Origin of the sequence: Vibrio sp. ER1A, assembly GCF_000733315.1 — a bacterium.
In the GTDB taxonomy this organism is placed as follows: Bacteria; Pseudomonadota; Gammaproteobacteria; order Enterobacterales; family Vibrionaceae; genus Vibrio; species Vibrio mediterranei.
Window position 1 is genome coordinate 1 of the sequence record NZ_JPJA01000102.1, and the last position, 19,532, is coordinate 19,532.

Sequence of the window (19,532 nt, forward strand, 5' to 3'; positions counted from 1 at the left end):
ATGAATGTCCCTGATCTGATCATAAAATTTTGATTTAGTTCATTCGATTTCGGCAACAAAGCCGCACTATGCTTCCATTCTTTCCTCATCCAGTGTACTCTCTATGTGTCCATTTCTTTTATTCTTATTTGGTTCAAAATGGGCACGCCTTGGTAACAGCAATCGCTGATATCAAGGCTCTTTCCTACCGGATTCTAGTTTCTATTCTGGGTTTTAGGCGAAAGTAACTAAACACATCTGAAGTCTTGAACTGAGAACAATGCCATCTTGTAAGCAACACACCCAACTTACCGCACTCTAATTTTGGCAAAGAGAATGCCGGTGAGTTTCTAGTAGATGGTCACCATTTGGATGAAAAGTACATAGGAATACGTCACTACGCAATACGTGTTAGCAATTAACTAAAGACTGGCTTAAAAAAGCTTCGCTCGTAGCTAACAATACAATCCGTTTTCTCCGCGAACTCAACTGCCTCAATACAATCTATATCATCTAGTGACTTCAGTCGATAGTCCTCGTATGCTGAAAAAGATTCAAATGTGAAGAGAGCAAGGGCTACGTTATTTGCCCCTTCTGATGGTAAAAAGTAACCATTGTGCGTACCCCCGAACTTTTTTACTAGTGGGATCCACATTCTCGCGTAAACTTCAAAATCACTAATCTTTTTCGGGTCAATTATATACCTAACGTAACATGTAATCATATACAGAACTCCTCTATATTTTGAAGATCGCAGTGAAAGAATAACATTTCACCAACAACTTTTATACATAAGCGGGCGAAGGTAAACACCTTGTAGATTCTTAAATCAAAATGTTCTATCTCATAATCCGTATACCATAATAAGGCACTAATAGAATTCGTCCAATCCAGATACCGTATTCTAAGCATCATTACTGTGGGATAATAGACCAACTAGTACGGTTGTGGTAAAGCCATACACCAGCGTGTACTTCTCAAGAACAGCTCAATAGTCTCTTACGATTAGGCCTCTTCTTAAAAATGAGGCCTGGTTCGTGACCATCAAATATATATGTTTATTTATACTTGAATCTCATCAATTTATAGGGTGGTTTTGAGTTACCTAAGCCTTGACTGAAAGCCGGATGAAGATGCAGTTCGTTCTGCGTAACATAAATGTAGTCGCCACTTACAGCTAAGCTGTCCGGCCATGACAACTGTTTGTTTTTAATTAATACTTTATAAGTATTGTTCACAGATAGTCCAACAGCGTTGTGTTCTAGATCGGTCACAACAACGCCTAGTTTTGGGACATACAACATTCCGTCACTCGGATTCTTAGGACCAAACCGCTCAATCTTAGCCTCAAGAGCTTCTCTGGAAAGCGTGTCATTCACCAGCGATTTAGTTGGGATTCGGTAAATATCAGTGCCATTCATTGTAGCAAAATAAACCCAATCGTAGTTATCATCAATTGCTATTGGGTTTAGACCAAAATAAAGTTTGTTCGTCTTAGCACCATTTCCTTTTGAAGCCAAAACTGTCGCGTTAATCACGACATCTTTGGGCGGTGATAGAAAAGCATCAATACTCTCCAGTACTCGCTTTGAGATGCCGGTCTTAATATCAACAACAATAATTGCTGGTTTTGGTTCACCAACAAAATTACCTAACGACATGTCTGCTATATAAATCTTTCCTCTTTTTTCATCAATAACAAAATCTTGTGCAAATGAATTACTTTCCAAAGAAGTCTTAGGAATAACGATTTTTCTAGATAACTTGTTAGCAATCGTATCCCAGGCTACTAACTGCGTAGGGTGTTGATCGTCTCCCATATCAAGCATCCATACAATCCCCCTTTTGTCACTGTGGATACCTATAACCGCTGTCATACCCACTTTGCCAATGTTTGGCCCATCGGCCCAATCAACAGTTGGAAATGGACGTTTTGTTCCGTTCGCCATGACTTCAATAACGCTATAGGTAGGGTTGTCTAACGGATGCATACTAACCAACACTCTACCTTGAGGAGTCACTGTGACACCAGCCTCTCTATAATCATTAAACTCAGTGACGGTTTCTAATGGTCCATAGCTAAACTCACCGGCGATACTACTTTTTACAATAACAATGGCTATCAAGATTAGCCCAGTTCGTAATGTGGATTTGAACATTGATTATCTCCTTGTCTTAGTACGGTCTTGCTATAATCGGTGTTACTATAACAATTGAATGACAAACGATAACGGTCTGGCCATTTGAATTACTTTCAAATTTTCGTAGGGATTATTGCGGTATGTTCAAGCATTTAGAATCTACATTGATGTATCATTACAACTTACTAATTGCTATTTTTAACCTTATTATAGTTGAAAGAAAGATGATTATTTTATTGCAAAGTAACAATAGTATTTTGATAAATGCTGTACATAAACGATAGTTACATAATTTGAGATGTAATCTATCTCTCTAATAAGTTCATTACGTTCTATAAGAAATGAGTCATTAATGGTTCTATTTTGACAAAGTCTAATTTCGCATAATCAAGGTTGGTTATTTTTATTATCCGCTTATTCTAATTTGGTTATTTTTACTTATCTTTGAGTTTGATTTAGGTCTTTAGTAAATCCGCTAATAAGCTGTCCAGTTATATAAACGCTTGGATTTCTATGCTAAGTCACACTTTTGCTGATTCCATTTAGTATCCTAAGTATAAAGCATAACCGGAACTTAAATATGAAATCGTATAACCGTTATTGGCCAGTTACAACATTGATGGGTCTTTGTGTCACATTTCTTACTATTTCTCAAATGGACAAATACGATGGAATATGGTCTACGATATGTATGATTGGCTTTGCAGTTCTAATACCTGTATTTGCTTTTGGGTATAAAGACAACAGTGTTCCTGGACTACTTTTCACCATTTTTTCTACGACAATCGTCGTCAGCAATGCAGATCAACACAACTGGTCTATTGTGGGTTGGAGTGCAGCGATTATTTACATTCCGTTATTACTACAACTAGTAGACTTAGTGAGGAAAAGCCATAAGAAAACAGGCAATCGAGCAACAGCATTAACGCTTATTCGTATGTTCATTGGTCTGAATTGGCTAACACATTGCACCGGGAAGCTATTCACGTCACAGCTTGACCCGAGTTTAGTGAGATTCTTTTCTCACGTAGTAGGTAGCAACCTTATTGGGATAGACTTCCCGATTTCTTTCACACATTATGTGATAATTCTTGATGGTCTTTTAGAGTTTGTCTCGGCTATTAGTCTTGGCCTCGGGCTACTGACTCGATTCGGTGCTTTTGTAGCGTCTGGGTATCTTGTTATCGCACAGCTATTAAGTGGACACTTTGAGGCGGGTTACACTTGGGCCCTACCTGAGGGCGGGTGGGAGCTTGGCTTTTTCTTCTTCATGGTGACTTATCCATTCATGTTCTCTAAGACCGCTGGTCCAATTTCCTTGGATAGTCATTACCTAACAGAACGCTCTAATCACGGAATCGTTCGAATACTTTCTGGCGCTTAACAATCCATTACTAGCAACAGAATAATACTCAAGGAGATATCCGCAGCCTAACAGTGGTATCTATTTAATGATAGTGAAAATTACAATCTGTACGTTAAATTAAAACACCAACACTAGTGACAAAAATACCTATTTCAGATTAAGCCATTAGTGGCATAGCCTAAATCCTCGAGGAGATTGTTTTTTAAAGACCTAACTGAAAAATGTTATGCCCTTTTGTAAAAAGAGCATAACCATATGAAACGTCTAACCCCCTAATTTCTGGCCTTTATATAATAACCCAATTCATAATTATATTTATTAATATCGGATCATTACGTTAAAAAATAAAAACTTGACCATCCCCCAAGGTTAACGTCTAAAGTACACCCTTCTCTTAATAAGTAACCCGGTACTTCTACTAAGCTAACCATTCTAGGTTTTTGTTTCAAATACGGTGATTATATGATGGAATTTTCAATTAACAAAGGTTCAAAACGCGCAGTATTTCTCGTTGCCATTGGACTTGTTTTCTTGAATAGCGCTTTTGCAAAGACAAATAACGATAGTGCAGAAAACACTTTCCCTCTTCTTAACTCTCTCCCCTCTACAAGCAAAGCCGTTATTAAGACTATCATTTCAGATAGTAACCAATTAGCTTTGGATCCCTATAGTCCTGCAATTGGTTCGAAGGACGCCCCTGTTACTGTTATTGAATTTCTAGATTATCAATGTATGTATTGCCATAAAGCATTTCCTGAATTTGAAAAATTCATCAACTCACATAAAAACGTAAGAGTAGTTTTCAAACAACTCCCCATAATGGGAGAGGTTTCAAGATATGCTGCACTGACAGCTTTAGAAGCCTATAGACAGGGAGGTTCAAGCTTATTCTTAAGATATCATAATGCACAATTTACAGCTCTAAATGATGATGGTAAAGAGTACACAGCAATGCTAAGAACACATAAGTTAACTAAACGAAAAGTAGATGAAATTGCTGGTTTATCAGGAGTTGTAATCAAGCCAGAAGGAAATTTGAACAACGCCCATCGCGATATACTTAACAATGACCTATCTTTGGCGAAGGAGATTTCCGTAAAAGGCACTCCTACTTTCATTGTTCTTCCTACACCTTCAAACAAGAAGAAAATAAATGAGGATAGTATTAGCTTCATGCAAGGAGCCGTGACAAAAAACTACCTTGATGAAGCAGTCATAAAAGCTGAAATACGATAATACTTAGGTTGCCTTAAATTAATGAATCTAACACTGAAACTAGTGGTTATACTTTTGATATCGTTACTAGTTTCCTTAAAAAGGCCAGACACCAGTTTTCGATTTATCTGGTCTTTCGAGAAATAGTTACTATAAGTATCCAACGGTTTTATATTTAACCAGGCTTTTAACTGAGCACTCAAAATCGTTAAAAACACAGATAAAAACTATAGTCTACTCACGATTTTCTTTACGATTTCAGCCCTTATATTTTTGTCTAAAAATATAAGGTTTCTCCTTTAGGAAGGCAAACACTCGCGTTTTTTGAAACAACAATTGTTGCTTATTTCTCTGGTAACACAAGTGGTTTACCATCTTCTCCTAACACGGCTATAGCTAGACGACTTCCAACCAATCGCATAGCAAGAGAGGGAGATACTGCTTTTTGTTCACCTTTAAGTACGTGGAATTTTCCTTCCCAAGCATTATCAACATATCGGCCTTCTTGAGTAAACTGAATTATTATTTTTCTCATTTTTCCATCCCCATTACAACTCTTATCTCGAGCACTAAACCTTTGTAAGCGTAGCTACCTTTTCTAATTTTGGTAACTTCGTAAGCTTATTACCGAGATTCCGCAGCATATTNNAAATATGGTGCGGAATGACGGTTATTACTCAATTTTGAAACAATTCATCAGTTACGCACTATTTTGAGTCATAGTGTCGACTCAGAAAATATAGATGCACAACAAAATACACAGAAAATATGAGTTATGATAAATATAATAAAAACAAGATGATGGTCACTTTTTAACCACAGCTATTACACTATCCTAGTTACTATATTAGTTTTTAGATATACATGTTTCGTGTGAAGTAGGACGACTGAGGTATAACAGCATGGTATCGTATACTATTTTAATTCCTAGAAGTCCGTTTTAGTCGTAAACAATAGTAGTTGTATATTGTCTTGTTGGTGTGATAAAAGGTTGCGTGATGTTTATTACTTCCAATGCTACAACCAAAACGAGTTGTCGTACAGTTAAGTGGCTTTTCCATTCCATTTTCGTGAAGGCAATAGAGTACATAAAGTCAGAGGGAGTTGACATTATATATGATATTTTGATTCGTCCAGCGTTAGCGGTCTCTATCTTTTGCGTTATTTTGTTTATTGAAGAGTTGTTGCGAGAGACCCTATCATGAAAAACCTAATACTCATACTGGAAATCTTTGTGATTCTTTCCGTGTTTTTAATACCGATTTTTAATCAGCTCTGATGGTAAGAGTGCAACTTAATACTAACTGAACAAACGTATATATCCTTCACCTTACTCTTCAGCGGATAGTTCAGAGGTAGTAATTTGCTATGTTGCAGACTGTTTTGCAACTAAACTCTAGTCGTCATCGACGATATTTCTCAACGTCAGCCCTGCCACGGAAATAACCGTTTACCTCATCACTACCCTACCAGTGCTTACTTCGTGAATACTAATTAACCTTGTTCATTTATACCGTAACTTAAAAAGACTACTCACTGAAGTCGTGGAAATAAAGACAAACAATCTGTTGAAAGGCCAAAAGCCAGACAATAAGCGGGCCCGCTCTGAAACGATTATCACATAAGATATCGTTACTCTTGTTAGATTTAGAGCATCTGAGACAAACGGCAATCTGAATCACCACCTACGAACAAAGTCAAAGTCTCAGATTCGGTTGTCCATCCTGATACACCATAATAGGCTAGTTGGTCCTTAGGAATTAACAACTCAACATTTTTACTCTTACCTGGTTCAAGCAGAACCCGAGTGAACGCTTTCAACTCTCGTGCCGGACGGGTAGTCGACGTGGAGGTTCGAGACAGATAACACTGAACCACCTCTGTAGCGGTAACGTCACCAATATTAGTTAAGTTGACCTGCACTTTTAAGCTGCCATCGGTCAGGCTGGACACTTCCAGCCCGTAATAACTGAAACGGCTGTAAGTAAGGCCAAAGCCAAAAGAGTCGTTGAGTTACCAAATTTGCACCTGTTTTGGTACATAAAGTGAGGTCCAAGAAAAGCCCGTCTCTACTTCGTGGCGTATGGATGAAACCTATGTCAAAGTAAAAGGAAAATGACTTTACTACTATCGACGGGTCGATAAGTTTGGAGAGGTCATTGATTATTATCTTAACCCCCATCGCGATGAAGCTGCTGCCAAAGCCTTTCTGAATAAGACTATAGCTCAACATGTTCTGCACGAGAAATTGGCCATTGATGGTAGTAAAAAACTACGCTGCCATCGATGCAATGAATGTTCAACTTTGGTTAACAGGCTTCTTTGTGCTGCCATTGATCGAGATATGGGATATCAAACATCTCAACAATATCATTGTGCAAAGTCATCGTTGGGTAAAACAGAAGACACGCCAGGCCCTTGGATAGAAGTCATTAGAGGAGTCAGCAGCGAGCCTTCATGGTTGAGTAATGTGGAAGATGATTAAGCAGGGTCAAATTGGGCTGAAGAGGATACTGCTGTTGAACAGTTTTACTCACTTGCGAAATAATTGCGTCTGTAAAACAGTCTGTTCGGTCCCCAAGTAGAAATTACGACAAAACCGCTATGAGGCAGCTATTCTTTCTCCAACTAGCTAGATATCTTCATGGATGACGCTGAAGCGCTCCTCTTCACGATACAGGTCTATTTGCAGCCCATTACCGTGACAATGAATATCGTGGTCGTCATGATGGTGCAGCTGATAAAGCTAACACTGATGAAGTCACAGTTCGTCTAGTTCTTACAATCACTCCAAGCGGACACTTCTCTTAGTCTGTTAGTATAGAGAAGTCTTTTGACAAAGCTTCTGAGGGTGCAAGCAAACTTGGCGTAGCCACTATAACTAATATTTCTTTCGGCGCTGCTAGCTTCAACCTTAACTACACTCGCCAAATGGCTGACGTAGACGTTTTTGGTGAAGGCCTTGAAAAAACCGTAGAGACATTGGGCGCTAACGTAGCGGCTTATGGATATGGTATTGGCGCGTTCTGCATGAATTACAATCTGAACCCCACAGAAATGAGAGACGACATAGATGCAACGCGTCTTACAGCCTAACAATGACTTCCTTGTTGACTCGCTAACTACATCAACAGGCGTTTATTACTCTGAAGTGAAATTGAATACATCAATGGCAGCGTAGCTGATTACGGCATGCGTGTTCGCCTGCGATACAACTTCTAATGAAGTGACCTAATTCAAAGGCTTGATTTGTTCCTTATTCTTGTAATCCTTTGATTCTCCCCTGCAACCTAATCTCGCCGCAGGGGAAACCTCCCAATTACCCTTTAAAATCTAATTCATGAATCACTTGGTCGAACCAAAGCTCTGCAGCAGAACGATCAAAGTAATACTCGCTGAAATGGTCGGCCATTGGCTGGTAATCCCATCGAATCCTGTGGGCTTGTTGCAATGCTGTCGATTTTAACTGGGTTCTTTCCGATGAGTATGTAATACATATTGGTTCCAAAAGAAAAGAGAGCCGATTGGCTCTCTAATGGTATTAGTTGCAGCATGACCCCGATGAGGTGACCAGAGCCTGTTCGGTAAGGCAATACCTAGCCGCGAAATCTACAGAATTGATAACGAACTGAAGACATCAGCTAGGTCATTGCGATCAATATTCCGTTTAACCAAATCTTCAACCACAGAAGCTAGGCGCTCATCTTCCTCAATTGAGATGTCATTCCATTCAAGAAATGTGAGAGCTGAGGCTAACGCCGTGCGTTTGTTGGCATCTGCGAAACAATGCCCCATGGCAATGGCTTCAACATACCAAGCGGCAATGTCAAAAACATCGTCAAGACCATTGTATTGTATCTGATTATCAATTCGGCCAAGCGCGCCACCCAGCCTGTCGTCTCCGTGATAGCCTGCAGCGCCTCGCTCTGTCTCTAGAATTGAGTCGTGGATAGTTACGACATCATCGATGCTAAGGGAAATCATTTATCAGCCAGCAGCTCCATTGTCTTTTTATGGTTTCGAACCACGTTCTTTGCTAGCTTGCGTATATATATTTGACGAGTGCGAGAATTGATAAATAGAGATTCATAGTCGCCCTGAGACGTGATCTTAACTCTCTTGCGTGTCTTGTGCTTTGATTCATCTATCAAAGCTTTGGTTTCTTCATTCATACAAACCTCTGTTCTGGTTGCTGTTGAAGTTCGAAGTGGCAGCAGAGCAACAGTATCCCTGCGTTCAGATCGCGAGTCCTAGCCACATCAAAATTATAAGTCTTGGTAATATTAGTGCAAGGCAATCTTATGTCTCAATCTCAACATAAGCCCATAGCCATCCAGACTAGTCTGGGCCATCAATATGATCATCTATGCGGCTTGGCTCTGGAATGTCCTTGCCTTCTTCGTTCAGTACTTCGCACATCGTTTCGATAGCCTCTTTGGCCATGACTAATGCATCATCGTAGCTATCTCCAGCGCTGTAGTATCCAACCAGATCAGGAACGACAACACCCCAAACTTCATTCGCGTTTCCCCGCTCGATGGCGATTGGGAATCTTATCTTCATATCAACTTACTCCAAAAATAATTGTTCTTTCGATGTACCATTAACGCCTACGGCAATATTAGCCTTGGCTCCCTCGTCTCTGCCTGCCTCATGATGCTGATAAGCTCGCTTTGCTTCTCGTTCTCGGACGCCGGCACTAACTAGCTCGCCAAATTCTTGATCTATGTAGCGCTCAATAAGTGTCGTCTCACTTTCTGCCTGTTCATAAGTTGGTAGCTTTATGGATATCCCGCTGACGAATCCAAGCGCAAACTCATCACCAATGGGCTTGTTGTAAAAAATATTGAGATGTGAGTTCAGCCATTCCGTTGTCCATTTCTAGTTAAAAACTACCTCAACATTGAACAAACAATTCATGAAGGCGGATCTCTCCCTCACAAGCACTTTACGTTCATCTCGACGTAACCAGAAATCAAACTGCCCTTTGTTCAACATCCGTAAGGATTCGAATCCCTGAAGGGTTGACCAAGCTCGCTTTCGAATTTTAAAACCGCCTGTGCCTACTACGGGTTTCTTGATGGGGGCGTGATCGGATTCAATACCATTATTGAGATACTTCACTTGCCGTTGCTCGACATCCGCTCGAAGTCGCCCCTCCTTCTTCAGACGGGCAATCGCATTGGCATACGAGGAATGTTTGTCAGTATTCAAGGTATTAGGCTGAGTGTATACATCATAGTATCTTAGTCATCGCTTTAGGAATTGATAAGCGGCGTCTTTATTACGCTTGCGAGAGAAATAGAAGTCCAGTGTCTCGTCTTGTTTGTTGATAGCTCGATACAGATAATGCCATTTTCCTTTTACCTTGACGTAGGTTTCATCGAGCTGCCACAAAGAGTCGGCTCGGATGAATTGACGATGACGTAATTTTTTCCGTAATGCTGGAGCATATTCAATGAACCAACGATAACTAGTAGAGCGGTTAACCGAAATTCCTCGCTCCTGCAGCATGTCACTGAGGTTGGCGTAGCTCATTGGAGTTGAACCATACCAGCGCAAGCACCATAAGATGATTTCGGGGGCAAAATGTTTCCATTTAAATTCGGGGTTAGTCATTGAGAAGCTGCATTAGATGGGGAAAGCGAAATTCTGAGTCTTTGCTACATTTTTTGCAACAAGCCCCTATCGTTAGCATTCAATCTGACCTCTTCTAAGAACTAGAAATAACTAAACAACCATTCTAATGTGCAAACATGACTTCAGCTTCTGTATTTTCGTAAAGATATTGGCACCTGAAGTATACTCGCGATACGGTTTAGATTTTCCAATGCTAGCTTATTAAAAGCTAAAGCAGTGTTTCTATAACTTAGATCGAGTTATTCAAACTTGACCTCTGTACTCCCAGAGTCCCCGCTTACGTAGAACTTAATACAAATCCGTACTTATTAATTTTCCATCCCATGGTAACGTTAATTTAGAGTTTTCTCTTTTTTAAGGAAATGATAAGGATGAAGCATGTCCATTACAAAGGTTAGGAAAAGAATTAAATCGGGTGGTAAACGACAGATTGGGGTTAACGTCTATGAAGCCACATTAGATAGAATTAAGTACTTGTTTGATAACTTCCCTAATTTTTACGTTGCATTTTCAGGTGGTAAAGATTCTGGTGTCTTGCTCCACCTGATTATTCAAGAAGCAAGAATTAGAAACAGGCTACCTGTTGACGTATTGATAGTAGACTTAGAGGCTCAATACCAACATACCATTGACTTTATAGAACACATGGTTAACCAAAGAGAAATCAATCCTTATTGGGTCTGTCTACCCTTAAGTCTACGCAATGCCGTCTCACAGTTTCAACCTAAGTGGTTATGTTGGGATCCCAATCAGAGAACTAAATGGCTACGCAATATACCGAATAACCCAGCAATTATTAGTGACCCGTTGTTTTTTCCGTTTTTTAAAGTTGGAATGGAGTTCGAAGAATTCGTTCATTGTTTTGGACTCTGGTATCAAGAACAAAAGAAAACACTATGTGCATGTTTAATCGCTATCCGTTCTGACGAGTCTCTGCATCGTTACAGAACCGTCAAAAATCCGAAAAAAGCTTGTTATCAAGGAAACCGCTGGACGACTATGGTTTCGGAACAGTTTTACAAGGCGTTTCCCATTTACGATTGGAAAACCGAAGATATTTGGATCGCCAATGGAAGATTTTCTTGGGAGTACAATAAAATCTATGACCTGATGTCGCAAGCTGGTGTTTCATTAGCTAATCAGCGCCTTTGTCAACCATTTGGCGATGATCAGCGTAAAGGATTATGGCTTTACCAAATATTAGAGCCAGAAACTTGGAGAAAGCTAGTAGAGCGTGTTGAAGGCTGCAATTTCGGAGCCCGTTACAGCAAAGATCAAGGACGCATTCTAGGATATTACAAGTTTGATTTACCCAAAGGGTATACATACAGACAGTACAGCAAATACCTTCTTAGAACTATGCCACCTCATTTGTCTGCCCATTACAAAAAACGGATTTATCAATTTTTGGTTTGGTGGCGTAAAAATGGTAAAAATTGTGGTATATACAGCATACCTGACTATGCGGACAAAAAGCTTGAAGCTCAAAAGAAGATTCCAAGTTGGAGACGGATATGTAAAGTTCTAATCAAAAACGACTACTGGTGTAGAGGGCTATCGTTTGGAGCAAACCAAAGCCTTACAGAACAATATATAACACTTTACCAAGAATATTTAGCCAAGGAGTACATGAGAAATGACATATGAAGAAAAGATAAAAGGACTCTTGTTATCTCTATCTGAGTTAGATTCCCCTAGCTTAAACGTTGAACAAAGAGTTCAGATCTTTAACTTATTATCAGCTTTCGGTGCAAAACTAGTTCCATTTGACCATCCTACGTTAGATGTTCGACTTGTCAAAAGTGATACCTTAAAGGACAACGATTACAACCCAAACAAAGTTGCTCCACCAGAGTATAAACTCTTACGACACTCAATCATACAAGATGGCTTAACAATGCCAGTGGTTGCCGGTCGCCAACCCCATTCCAAGGATCTAGTTATTATTGATGGGTATCATAGAAGTAGGCTTTTAAAGTCAGATCCTATTATCAATAAGTCACTGGGAAACTATGTTCCTACAGTTATTCTAAATAAAGAGCTTGATGAAAGGATGTCTTCTTCAGTTAGGCACAATATGGCTCGCGGAGCACATCAAGTAGAGCTGACTGCTCAATTAGTCATGAAACTAAAAAAACTAGATTGGAGCAATGAAGATATCGGTAGAGAACTAGGTATGGATGGCGACGAAGTACTTCGGATGCAACAGGTCACCGGATTAGCTGCTGCTTTTAAAGATAACGAATTTTCAATGGCTTGGGAGTAATCAAATCGATTAGTTCATGATAAAATGAGGTACACCACAACAAAAAGACCTACACAAAGGGTTACGCCCAAATCATCAGAAAAGAGATAGGAGAGTAACATAGTTTATCTGGCTCTGTTGCAAATAAGTATCGTGAGGAATGAAACCACGAGGGAAACTATCAACTCCTCATTAATGCATTAGTGATTAGACAGATCTCTCCTGCTGTTCCTCGGCCGTATTGCCACATTTCAAATTGACCTTTCTTGAACATATGCATCACCTCAAAACCTTTCAAGTGGCATACACCGTTTTCATGGATTTGAACCCACAAACTGGGTGGATAAGCCGTTTCAATTTTCCATGATCCGCCCCGACAGCATTGTTTAGATATTGACTTGCCGATGACCCATCTCACCTGGACATTTACCTTGAGATTTTAACGCTCGAATAGCCTGACCGTATGCTGGCGCTTTATCCGTATTGATTGTGAGAGGGTATTCCCAACTTTTGAGTCCTCTCAACACCTTAGCGAAAAAGCGATGGGCCGCTTTCGCGTTACGAGTGGTAGACAGAAAGAAATCGAATGACCAAATAGTGGGATGTAGTTAACTTTTATAATTCTCCCTCGTAAACCAGAAGAAGGAGAATTTTGGTAGTTACATTTTATGGCAAGTACTTAAAATGTTCATTTTCCATCCCACGCGTGAATATTATCTCGACGTGCTTTGTACTTAACATCATTAGCTTTGAAATAATTCTCACCTAAACCACCTTCCCAACCACCATAAAGTGGATTTGGTAGAATAAAAAATTTCATGCCGAATTTATCCGCATTTCGCTCTACGAACTTAGAGCGCTCAGTGTTTGTTTTACCATGACCAAAGTCGGTAAAGTCATTTATGTTATCACCAATGTAAGCAACCACGTCATAACCCATATCTTTAATATGTTGGAATCGTTCGCCTTTCACTGTTGTTGTTGTCTTCAATAACACAGTATTGTCACTTACGCCTGAGAACCCTAGTGCTTTCATATTATCAGTTGTCGCATTAAGCAACTTATTGCTTCTATTAGATACATAGAATATTTTGCCGCCATGCTCATTGATATAATGCGTAAAAGCTACAGAACCTGGCGTCGCCTCTGCAGAGCGAGCTTCATTCCATTTATCCCAAGTTTTGCCTGAAAATGAAGTTTGATTCATGACCTGCCAACCGGTATAAGGGCTGTTGTCGAGCATAGTTTCGTCAATATCTACAATTACTGCTTTTTTCAAGCCATTTTTAGGCTCAGCTTTATCAAATTGATATTGAGCCATATTGAAAACTTGATGGTACAAGGCCTTTACCTCCGCAGAGTTCTGTACATAGTCCAGCGCCATGGTATATTGTTCGGCTAAAACTGATTGATAGTTGTCATCTGTTTTCGTATCAGCATTTACCGAAAGCGAAACTCCCATTGCTAGCACAACACCAGTTATTGCAGTAAGTTTTGTCATCATGACCTCATGGTTATTTTATTTATCAATTAATTTATTGAGTTAATGAAACTAAATTAGATTATGAAACAAATTAAAGATGGTTTGTGAATGAGATCACGATTATAAGCTTGCCGAAGACAAACGTCTTTTTATATCGATTGCGCGCACAATTCCAACAAATTCGGTTAAAAATAATCATAAATTAATTCAAACACAATACATATAAATAGATAAATAAATTTTACTTATTGTACTTGTTAATTCTATTTAGAATTACGCAATGAAATACAAAATAATTAAAATCCACTGTTACAACCAAATATGTTGTCATTTTCTTCTCAGTTACAATTTGAGGATACTTCGTTAGCAGTAGATTGAATAGGTAATCGCGTAGACATGAACTAGCTATCTACATTCTATAACTCGCTCACGTCTATACTATGCAATATTTATTTTACATTAAATGGTATAGTCAAAGATAACTTAAAATCTTTTTCATCTTGGAACAAATTGCTATATGGAATCCAGTTGCTAGCATTTGTAGGATTAATATATTGAGTCCAATAGAACGAGATGTTTGCGTCCGTTAAAGCCCCTTTTTGTATCGCATAGTTAGCAAATAAGCTGTATGCATATTCTGTTAAATCATCAACAGGTGCTCCGGACTTTCTTGTTGCGCTAGTTGTAGAACCAAAGCCTCCAGCAGTGCTGATCCCTGCGCTAAATCCCTTGCCCCCCACGTCGGAGAAGTCGCGTGATACAGATAAGAACCCAGCAATTTCGCCATCATGATTAAAATCGGACCGATTATTCCACCAAATATCATATGCACCGTTAGACCCGCCATATTGACTGGTCAATCGATATGAAAAATTCCCAACAGTGCCTTTCCCATCATCTTTTGCGCTCGCTTTTGTGTAGGTGCTATCTGCCCTAAAGGTATATTGCCCTATTGATTTTGAGGAAATAAAGGCAGCTTGGAATGCCGTACTATCATATTGTTCGTCATCACTGACAACATATACTTGAGGAGACCAATTGAAACCGCCAGTTGTAGAGCCTTTAACTTTTAAATGGAAATTCTTTCTATTGCCAACGGTTAACCCAGCATAACCGGCATCTAGTAAAATTCCATTAGAAAGCGTGTATCGTGCACCTACAGAATACACTTCTCCTGCGTCCTCACCTGCCGTGGTCTGCAAACGGTATGTTTTCTTAAACCAAGGTGCTTTATATTCATCAGCATAAATAAAGCCTAGTTCCAAGTTATCAAATTTACCGCCAATTTGGGCGCCACGATAGGTTCCGGGAGCATAAGACCAGTTGACACCGAGGGCTGATGGTACACTAGGCTGTATATATCCAAGAGATGCCTTGATATTCTCACCGAACCTGAATTTTAAACTCGCCGTTGCATAGGACACACCATTTTCATTACAATCGGTCCAAACATTAGTACATTGTTTGGTTTTTCCCTGCTTATCAAATGGGTTATTAACATTCCAGAAATTCATTTCATGATCTGCACTGCCATTTTGCCACATGTCAAAAGTACTATAGATAACTAGATCAGTTCCAACTATTCCACCAATATAGCCAGAATTGAAACCGAGATTGGCGAAAATTGATCCATGATCTAGATTGGTGTCATATGATCCGTCTTCTCCACTATCTGAAACAATTCCAACTCTATCCCTCTTTCTCATAAAGAAGTTTAGGTTTCCACTAATAGTGGAGTCCTCAAAAAACTTTGAGGCGGGTTCGGTATACTCAGCTCCAATTGTATCGGCTGCCATAGCCTTTAAAATAAAAACTGACATTATTGCAACTGCTATTGTAGAGACTTTTGAGCTATTTCTCATGGGTAACATCCTCTAATTAAAGGTAGTTATTATCATTACTTGTGATTGCGCGACCACTTGTCCTAATTCATATTTTGGATTTTTTAGCTATTACAAATAGGCTGATATACAAGGGTTCACTAGGCGAGCTAATTGCTTTTCGTTCTAAAGTTCACTTGTTGTGTGTTCCAGGGAAGATTCGTGAAATTACCTAAATAGAAACCACTATTTTTAATTGCTTCCACTATATTTGGATTTGTTAATACTTGAAGTTCGACAAGACGTGGCATACTGTAATTACTACTTAGCAAATCTTGATCGATATATGCGGGATGACACATTATTTCTAATGAAGAAATACCGTCTTTCTCTATTAGATCCAGAAAAATATCGGCGCAAATTTCATCCCCATAAAAATCTGCACAGAATGAAGAGCTGGTCGTCACAGGGTTTTTTGTTAGTGTTTTATGGCTAACTCTTGTTGGATCTACACGTACAGGTAGTTCTTTGTCGTTGGCGAATCTTGCAACGGTCGGGAAAATATGTTCAATCATATGAACATGATGGTGGCTATCAATGTGACTAGGTTTTCGGCCAAAGATCTCACAAAACTTTTGATATTGGCATTCCAGTTCTTTCTCAACTTCACATATAACTAGTTGATTGCTAGCCGCTTTATCCCAAATGTCTTTGTTGAATTGACCGTCGCAGCCCACCAATGAGGGAGCGTTAGTCAACGGATGCCCAAGTGTTAAGACAAAATGCAAACCGACAGCCAACTCAGGGTTAGCAGCGCTAAGTTCTGCCGCATGTTCAATGGCATTCATCGTCACCATGGCAGTGGTAGACCTTACTACTCCACCACGAAATGCATCGATAATGCCGTAATTTTGCCCCTTGCTCAGGCCAAAATCATCCGCATTTATAATAAGTAATTTCTTCATGATGCAATCCAATTCTCAAGCACTATTTTCGGTCGAATATTTCAATTGTTTCTGCGAAAGCTGGCAGGTACCGGGCATGCGCAATAATCAATTCACGAGCCAGTATCTCTGCATCTCTGTCTGAGCCAATTAACGGATTCAAGTTAAGCGCCAACAGTACATCTGAGAACTGCCCACTTATCGCTGCCTGAGCCGCGGCAATCTCAAAGGCCTTAATGCTGTGAATTAAGCCGAGCACTTTACTGTCGAAAGTGGTAACTCGTGGGTGAGGAACCGCACCAGTTTTCCCTATTAGGCATGTCATCTCTACAGCCCAATCGTAAGGAACATTATTTACATGACCATGGGGCTTTGTTGCCGAAATCNNTGAATTCGGCAACAAAGCCTGACCATGGTGAGGGATGTTTACGTAATGCTCAGTCTGTTTATCATTATGAATTGCAGAAATAACGTCGCACGCAGCGTCCGAATAATACGCACCGCCACGCTGTTCTAACTGTGGTGGCTTTGTTTCCAATTCCGGATCTAAATACAAATCAAACAGTTCTTTCTCGATCTGCTGAACGACTTTAGAGCGAGCGCCACCTTTGAAATATTCAGCCATTTCGATTGCTAACATCTCTTTCTGTTTGAAATAATATTGTAGATATGAGCATGGTATGAGCCTCAGTGAGCGCAGAAAACCAGGGCTAAACTCAAGCTCTGTTATATTTCTCACTAGACTAGCCTTCAGTGTTCCTGAAGCTATACCTTCGAGTAGGTAATCAAAACGGGAGATGCCGTTTACTAGAACATCTTTGATAAATACCATATGATTTAACCCGAATAAATCGATAGAAAGATCATCATCTTTCTCAACTCCAAGAACATCGCTAATAAACATCTTCATACCAACAGGAATGTTGCATACCCCAATGAATTTTTTGAAGTTCGTATGACGGAAGACCGCTTCTGTTAACATACCTGATGGATTAGTGAAGTTAACGATGAAAGCTTCAGGGCAAATATCCTGAACATCTTTAATAATATCGAATATGACAGGAATAGTACGAAGCCCCTTAAATAGACCTCCTGCTCCATTTGTTTCTTGTCCTAAGCAACCATGACTAAGTGGAATACTTTCATCTAGTTCTCTCGCGGATAGTTGCCCGACCCGGAATTGAGTAGTTACGAAATTTGCGTCAACTAGAGCTTCTCGGCGATCTAGTGTTTGGTAGATGGTCATGGGGATCCCGGCTTTTTTAATCATGCGTTGGCATAATTCAAATACAATATTCTGTTTTTCCTTTCCAGCATCTACATCGACTAGCCAAAGCTCTGTAACTGGCAGTTCATGATACCGTTTAATAAACCCTTCTATTAATTCAGGCGTGTAACTACTCCCGCCACCAATGGTAACGACTTTCAATTTATTTGACATATTTCACTCTTTTGACTATTTACTAAATTAGCGTTAATTAAATCATACGTTTAGTACTATTCACTGCTATTCATGTTTAATATGAGTTTTCGATAACGACTTGGTGTAAACGAAGTTAGTCGTTTAAAGTTCTTAATAAAGAGACTAGGACTGCTATAACCTGACTCATATGCAATGTCTGTTATAGAGTAGTTTGTTATCTCAAGTTGTTTTTTTGCAAAGTTAATTCTTATTGAGTTGATTATCTCCATTGGAGTTTGATCATAATACTTCTTAGTTGACCTATTCAAATACTCTTGAGTCTTACCAGATAGAAAAATCATATTCTCAAGTGCATGATCAGTAAACATGACTTTTTCGTGCATACCATCAATCGTTCTCTTTAACCATGCTGGAATATAACCTAAGTCTGAATCTATATCCTGATAATGACGCAGTCTATTTACGACATAGAAAGACACAATTTCGATAAATTCATTGAATTCGTTATCAACAAAATGCAAAGATGCTGTCACTGACTCGATGAAATTTAAAAATGCATCCTTTATATGATAGCTCCGAGATGCCTCTATATAGGCCGGTAACAAGTGAGAGTAATGCTGTTCAAAGAAAACTCTACTTATGCCAACGTTCAAAATCCTAGTTGAACCGAATTCATAGAAACTTTGATGTGAAGAGCCTACGGGAATAAAAGCAAACTCCCCACGCTCAAGCAAAAGCCTCTTTCCGTCGATTTCTTGAAAATAACTACCTGTCAATACAATAGTAAATTCATAATAATCATGCTGATGAAGACCAGTAATACTCTCTGTTTTTTGATAAATAAATACATGGAAATTTTCACCGTTAAATATCTCATTCTCATGAACGCATTTAATATTCATCTTCTAATCTCAACATCAGCAGCACGGTCTTAGTTTTTTAGTTCTAATTTTCTATGGAGATCGATAAGTTCTGATACCAACTCTTTTGCCAACATTGATGTCATTAGATGGTCTTGAGCATGAACTAGAACCAAGCTAACGTTACTTCCTTCCCCCTGATCATTTTCAATAAGCTTGGTTTGAACCAAATGAGCTTCATTAAGTGACTGTCGTGAATCTTCCATCAGTTTCGAAGCAGTGCTGAAGTCACCGGACTTGGCCTTTGCTAGCGCTTCGTAGGCTAAACTGCGAGCTTCGCCTGAATTTATAATAAGTCCCATGACTACATCTTCTAATTCGTTTTGGTTTTCTTCACGTAACTATTCACCCGCGAG

18 protein-coding genes and 3 pseudogenes are annotated in these 19,532 nt (G+C 39.4%); 7 read left to right on the top strand and 14 right to left on the bottom strand.

All coding sequences use genetic code 11. The features are described 5' to 3' along the window. Positions 1-397: 397 nt before the first annotated feature. A complete protein-coding gene (locus HW45_RS27765; protein WP_038231386.1) occupies positions 398-703 on the bottom strand; it encodes an NIPSNAP family protein in 306 nt (101 codons plus the stop codon). Positions 704-1,037: 334 nt separating this feature from the next. Then, positions 1,038-2,138 (bottom strand): L-dopachrome tautomerase-related protein, encoded by a 1,101-nt coding sequence (locus HW45_RS27770; RefSeq protein WP_038231387.1) that lies wholly within the window; start codon positions 2,136-2,138, stop codon positions 1,038-1,040. A gap of 562 nt (positions 2,139-2,700) precedes the next feature. Between HW45_RS27770 and HW45_RS27775 the strand changes: the two genes are divergently transcribed. Then, entirely contained in the window at positions 2,701-3,504 is an 804-nt protein-coding gene (locus HW45_RS27775; RefSeq protein WP_081875926.1) for a DoxX family protein, read from the top strand. A 444-nt stretch (positions 3,505-3,948) separates the two neighbouring features. Then, entirely contained in the window at positions 3,949-4,722 is a 774-nt protein-coding gene (locus HW45_RS28555) for a thioredoxin domain-containing protein (protein WP_051868469.1), read from the top strand. Positions 4,723-5,044: 322 nt separating this feature from the next. Here HW45_RS28555 and HW45_RS27785 read toward each other — a convergent pair whose 3' ends face one another. After that, positions 5,045-5,236: a hypothetical protein gene (locus tag HW45_RS27785; RefSeq protein WP_038231388.1), complete on the bottom strand. Its 192-nt coding sequence runs from the start codon at positions 5,234-5,236 to the stop codon at positions 5,045-5,047. 1,112 nt (positions 5,237-6,348) lie between these two features. Next, the gene (locus tag HW45_RS27795) at positions 6,349-6,654 is read right to left on the bottom strand and encodes a fibronectin type III-like domain-contianing protein (RefSeq protein ID WP_038231391.1); all 306 of its coding nucleotides are present in this window, start codon (positions 6,652-6,654) and stop codon (positions 6,349-6,351) included. A 121-nt stretch (positions 6,655-6,775) separates the two neighbouring features. Between HW45_RS27795 and HW45_RS30125 the strand changes: the two are divergent. From HW45_RS30125 to HW45_RS29675, 3 genes and pseudogenes are all read left to right on the top strand, one after another. Then, positions 6,776-6,925 (top strand): annotated as a pseudogene (locus HW45_RS30125) (DDE-type integrase/transposase/recombinase); the annotation flags it as partial. Between the two features lie 120 nt (positions 6,926-7,045). Next, on the top strand, positions 7,046-7,186 hold the full coding sequence (locus HW45_RS30130) for a hypothetical protein (protein ID WP_235225562.1): 141 nt from the start codon (positions 7,046-7,048) through the stop codon (positions 7,184-7,186). Positions 7,187-7,632: 446 nt separating this feature from the next. Continuing rightward, positions 7,633-7,797, top strand: coding sequence for a hypothetical protein (locus HW45_RS29675; RefSeq protein ID WP_160171243.1), 165 nt, complete (start codon positions 7,633-7,635; stop codon positions 7,795-7,797). 513 nt (positions 7,798-8,310) lie between these two features. Here HW45_RS29675 and HW45_RS27805 read toward each other — a convergent pair. The 3 genes and pseudogenes from HW45_RS27805 to HW45_RS27820 form a co-directional block, all read right to left on the bottom strand. Next, entirely contained in the window at positions 8,311-8,685 is a 375-nt protein-coding gene (locus tag HW45_RS27805; RefSeq protein WP_038231393.1) for a type II toxin-antitoxin system death-on-curing family toxin, read from the bottom strand. Positions 8,686-9,039: 354 nt separating this feature from the next. Further along, a complete protein-coding gene (locus tag HW45_RS27815) occupies positions 9,040-9,264 on the bottom strand; it encodes a type II toxin-antitoxin system HicB family antitoxin (RefSeq protein ID WP_051868473.1) in 225 nt (74 codons plus the stop codon). 318 nt (positions 9,265-9,582) lie between these two features. Continuing rightward, positions 9,583-10,320 (bottom strand): annotated as a pseudogene (locus tag HW45_RS27820) (IS6 family transposase). A gap of 399 nt (positions 10,321-10,719) precedes the next feature. On the opposite strand from HW45_RS27820, the gene HW45_RS27825 reads away from it, so the two are divergent. After that, positions 10,720-11,988: a DUF3440 domain-containing protein gene (locus HW45_RS27825; RefSeq protein ID WP_038231398.1), complete on the top strand. Its 1,269-nt coding sequence runs from the start codon at positions 10,720-10,722 to the stop codon at positions 11,986-11,988. Continuing rightward, positions 11,978-12,607 (top strand): IbrB-like domain-containing protein, encoded by a 630-nt coding sequence (locus tag HW45_RS27830; RefSeq protein WP_038231399.1) that lies wholly within the window; start codon positions 11,978-11,980, stop codon positions 12,605-12,607. The genes HW45_RS27825 and HW45_RS27830 overlap by 11 nt, the downstream gene beginning before the upstream one ends. A gap of 365 nt (positions 12,608-12,972) precedes the next feature. Here the strand turns inward: HW45_RS27830 and HW45_RS30430 are convergent, their stop codons facing one another. The 7 genes and pseudogenes from HW45_RS30430 to chbA all read right to left on the bottom strand — a co-directional run. Further along, entirely contained in the window at positions 12,973-13,182 is a 210-nt protein-coding gene (locus HW45_RS30430) for a DDE-type integrase/transposase/recombinase (RefSeq protein WP_081875929.1), read from the bottom strand. Between the two features lie 92 nt (positions 13,183-13,274). Then, positions 13,275-14,090 carry a 5'-nucleotidase, lipoprotein e(P4) family gene (locus tag HW45_RS27840; RefSeq protein ID WP_038231400.1) on the bottom strand — a complete coding sequence of 272 codons (816 nt, stop codon included), beginning with the start codon at positions 14,088-14,090 and terminating at the stop codon, positions 13,275-13,277. Between the two features lie 428 nt (positions 14,091-14,518). Further along, positions 14,519-15,931: a hypothetical protein gene (locus HW45_RS27845; protein WP_038231401.1), complete on the bottom strand. Its 1,413-nt coding sequence runs from the start codon at positions 15,929-15,931 to the stop codon at positions 14,519-14,521. A gap of 128 nt (positions 15,932-16,059) precedes the next feature. Beyond that, a complete protein-coding gene (gene chbG, locus HW45_RS27850; protein ID WP_051868477.1) occupies positions 16,060-16,854 on the bottom strand; it encodes a chitin disaccharide deacetylase in 795 nt (264 codons plus the stop codon). Between the two features lie 22 nt (positions 16,855-16,876). Next, positions 16,877-18,274 (bottom strand): 6-phospho-beta-glucosidase, encoded by a 1,398-nt coding sequence (locus tag HW45_RS27855; RefSeq protein ID WP_038231405.1) that lies wholly within the window; start codon positions 18,272-18,274, stop codon positions 16,877-16,879. 56 nt (positions 18,275-18,330) lie between these two features. After that, positions 18,331-19,158, bottom strand: coding sequence for a transcriptional regulator ChbR (gene chbR / locus HW45_RS27860; protein ID WP_038231407.1), 828 nt, complete (start codon positions 19,156-19,158; stop codon positions 18,331-18,333). Positions 19,159-19,187: 29 nt separating this feature from the next. Further along, positions 19,188-19,496: pseudogene (gene chbA, locus HW45_RS27865) on the bottom strand (PTS N,N'-diacetylchitobiose transporter subunit IIA); the annotation flags it as partial. Positions 19,497-19,532 lie beyond the last annotated feature (36 nt).

Coding starts and splice junctions, on each gene's coding strand:
- chbG (WP_051868477.1), bottom strand. CDS start 16,854: ATGAAGAAATTACTTATTATAAATGCGGATGATTTTGGCCTGAGCAAG.
- HW45_RS27825 (WP_038231398.1), top strand. CDS start 10,720: ATGTCCATTACAAAGGTTAGGAAAAGAATTAAATCGGGTGGTAAACGA.
- HW45_RS27830 (WP_038231399.1), top strand. CDS start 11,978: ATGACATATGAAGAAAAGATAAAAGGACTCTTGTTATCTCTATCTGAG.
- HW45_RS27805 (WP_038231393.1), bottom strand. CDS start 8,685: ATGATTTCCCTTAGCATCGATGATGTCGTAACTATCCACGACTCAATT.
- HW45_RS27815 (WP_051868473.1), bottom strand. CDS start 9,264: ATGAAGATAAGATTCCCAATCGCCATCGAGCGGGGAAACGCGAATGAA.
- HW45_RS28555 (WP_051868469.1), top strand. CDS start 3,949: ATGATGGAATTTTCAATTAACAAAGGTTCAAAACGCGCAGTATTTCTC.
- HW45_RS27775 (WP_081875926.1), top strand. CDS start 2,701: ATGAAATCGTATAACCGTTATTGGCCAGTTACAACATTGATGGGTCTT.
- chbR (WP_038231407.1), bottom strand. CDS start 19,158: ATGAATATTAAATGCGTTCATGAGAATGAGATATTTAACGGTGAAAAT.
- HW45_RS29675 (WP_160171243.1), top strand. CDS start 7,633: ATGGCTGACGTAGACGTTTTTGGTGAAGGCCTTGAAAAAACCGTAGAG.
- HW45_RS30130 (WP_235225562.1), top strand. CDS start 7,046: ATGGGATATCAAACATCTCAACAATATCATTGTGCAAAGTCATCGTTG.
- HW45_RS27770 (WP_038231387.1), bottom strand. CDS start 2,138: ATGTTCAAATCCACATTACGAACTGGGCTAATCTTGATAGCCATTGTT.
- HW45_RS27845 (WP_038231401.1), bottom strand. CDS start 15,931: ATGAGAAATAGCTCAAAAGTCTCTACAATAGCAGTTGCAATAATGTCA.
- HW45_RS27840 (WP_038231400.1), bottom strand. CDS start 14,090: ATGATGACAAAACTTACTGCAATAACTGGTGTTGTGCTAGCAATGGGA.
- HW45_RS27785 (WP_038231388.1), bottom strand. CDS start 5,236: ATGAGAAAAATAATAATTCAGTTTACTCAAGAAGGCCGATATGTTGAT.
- HW45_RS27765 (WP_038231386.1), bottom strand. CDS start 703: ATGATTACATGTTACGTTAGGTATATAATTGACCCGAAAAAGATTAGT.